A 1995-nucleotide genomic window follows, 5' to 3' on the forward strand; every position below is an offset into this window, starting at 1 on the left:
GATCGTTAGCCGTCTGGGCGACCACGCCGCCGGAGTCCTGGGCCGAGTGCGCGGGGCCAGCGGGCCGCAACAGGACCGGACTCTGCCTGGCAGGCGGTCGACTCCTATCCGGCCAGGCAGGTGGCGCCGAGACTGACCGCTAGCCCGGCGAATGCAGGAGCCGCGACTAGCCGCCGGCGCTGGTGGCTTGGCAGGTCTGATCGTTAGCCGTCTGGGCGACCACGCCGCCGGAGTCCTGGGCCGCCGGCGGGGTTGGTTTTGTGCCGGTTGTGAAATCCTCGCCGGCGTAGAACTGGACGCCCTGGACACCTGGCACCTGCTGAACGCTCGTGGGCGGAAGACCGAAAATCCCGGCGATGTCCGCGGCGACGTCGGCGAAGCCGGCCCCGTAGTACACCATGCTTTGCGCGCGGGGCTGGGCCTGGATCCGCGCAAGCTTGGTGAACCCGGCCCCGGTGATGAGTGCGCCGATTTCGCTGCTCCGGCCCGTCACGCTGGTCCCGTTGGCCACCGTGACGGGCTGGAGCGCCTTGTTATAAGCCGGCGCTGCGGCCGTGCTGGGCGAATCCGTGGACGGGGCAGCTGCAGGGGCACTCTGGGTCAGGTCGGCGCTGCGGCGCAGGGCGGCGAACAAATCCGTGGCCGCGGGTTCGTTCAGGGCCAGCCGGTTTGGATCCGACGGGGCAGGCACGGTGGGAACGGTGATGAAGTTAACCTTGGCTGGATCGATGTTCTTGAGCCGGCCGGCGAGGGTCAGCATCGTGGGGACCGAGGCGAGCCCGTCATCCACCGTCAGGTTCTTGGTCATGGTGTCGGCGATGCTGAGGACCTTCTGGGGGTCGCCCAAGGTCCCTTCCGTCTTCAGTTTGCGGGTGAGGGAGGCCAGGAAAGATTGTTGGGCCTTGATTCGGCCCAGGTCTCCGCCGTCGGCAAAGGCGTGACGGGTGCGCAGGAACGCCAGGGCCTGGTCACCCTGGACCTTGGACGTCCCCTTGGGCAGTCGGAGGCCGGAGTCAGGGTCGGAGACGGCAGTGTTGACGCAGACGTCGACGCCGCCGACTGTATTGGAGAGTTCCTTGACGGCATTGAAGTCGGCCATCATGAAGTGGTCCACTTCCAGACCGGTGAGTTTGTTTACCGTGTCCACGGCGCAGCCGATGCCGGCGTCGGCCATGGCGCTGTTGATCATGACGCTGCGGCGCGCTTGGTGTTGCTGGTTGGTGGTGTGGTCAGTGCAGGCCGGCACGTCAACAAGAAGGTCCCGGGGAAAACTGATGACGTTTACGTTGTTGTTGTCGGCGGAGATATCCAGCAACATCATGACGTCTGACTGCCCGTACCCCGAGGAATCGGCCGTGCTCCCGTACTGCCCGTTCTTCCCGGTCCTCGTGTCACTTCCCAGGACGAGGATCTGCAGGCGGTCCTTGCCGTCATCGACTGGCCCCTCAGTCCGGACGCCGCCGGCACCGAGTGCGGAGGTGGTGATATTCGACTGCAGGCGCCACAGCCAGTAGCCGCCGAAAGCCAGCACTCCCAGCAGCAGCACAGCTGCGGCGATGCCCGTGATCTTCACCCAGCGGGGCCGACGCCGACCTGCATGATTGCGGCTGCCCTCAACCAGGGTGCCGTATCCAGGGTAGGGGACAGGGGAGGACCGTTCCGATTTCGGGCCAGGCATATTAGGACTCACTGTGATTACACCTCTCCGGGGACCTTGCAACCCGCCCATGATACTGACCGCTACTGGGAGCTTCCTTCATGCGGCGTTGGCGGTGTTGCGCGGGACAACGGATGAGGCAGAACACAACCAGAGATAAGAAGAACGGTTTGGCTGTTGCGGCGACCTTTGCCCTGGAAGTGGCCGGAATTAGCACTACTTGACATAATGTTGATTATCGGCTCTTTATCAGGGGGCGCCGGGAGGGGGTCCAACCCAACAGACCCTTGGACTCTTCCGCGGCGAAATTGCCGGGCCTACACTCGAATACCTGATCT

At 64.6% G+C, this 1995-nt stretch carries 1 protein-coding gene; it reads right to left on the bottom strand.

The genetic code is table 11. The annotated features are described in order from the left end of the window. Nucleotides 1-166 precede the first annotated feature (166 nt). Nucleotides 167-1573 (bottom strand): LCP family protein, encoded by a 1407-nt coding sequence (locus tag AB4Y86_RS17695; RefSeq protein WP_441403464.1) that lies wholly within the window; start codon nt 1571-1573, stop codon nt 167-169. Nucleotides 1574-1995 lie beyond the last annotated feature (422 nt).

This window comes from Arthrobacter sp. 2YAF22_2 (genome assembly GCF_052114645.1).
GTDB lineage: Bacteria > Actinomycetota > Actinomycetes > Actinomycetales > Micrococcaceae > Arthrobacter.